Source organism: Helicobacter ailurogastricus, from assembly GCF_001282945.1.
Classification (GTDB): Bacteria; Campylobacterota; Campylobacteria; order Campylobacterales; family Helicobacteraceae; genus Helicobacter; species Helicobacter ailurogastricus.
Genome location: NZ_CDMG01000007.1, coordinates 1 through 311, shown reverse-complemented (window position 1 = coordinate 311; position 311 = coordinate 1). Strand labels below are relative to the sequence as shown.

The following is a 311-nucleotide window of genomic DNA, read 5'->3' as shown; positions in this document are numbered from 1 at the left end:
CAGGCTCAAGGCGCGCATGCCCGACGGCGAGGATCTCGTCGTGACCCATGGCGATGCCTGCTTGCCGAATATCATGGTGGAAAATGGCCGCTTTTCTGGATTCATCGACTGTGGCCGGCTGGGTGTGGCGGACCGCTATCAGGACATAGCGTTGGCTACCCGTGATATTGCTGAAGAGCTTGGCGGCGAATGGGCTGACCGCTTCCTCGTGCTTTACGGTATCGCCGCTCCCGATTCGCAGCGCATCGCCTTCTATCGCCTTCTTGACGAGTTCTTCTGACCACGCAAGGAATTTTAAATGCAAATAACTT

Annotated in this window: 1 protein-coding gene; it reads left to right on the top strand. The window is 56.3% G+C overall.

Annotation, left to right across the window (positions count from 1 at the left end):
• Positions 1 to 280, top strand: a 280-nt coding sequence (locus HAL07_RS05130; RefSeq protein ID WP_156295949.1) for a phosphotransferase, incomplete at its 5' end; no start/stop codon positions are given.
• Between the last annotated feature and the right edge of the window lie 31 nt (positions 281 to 311).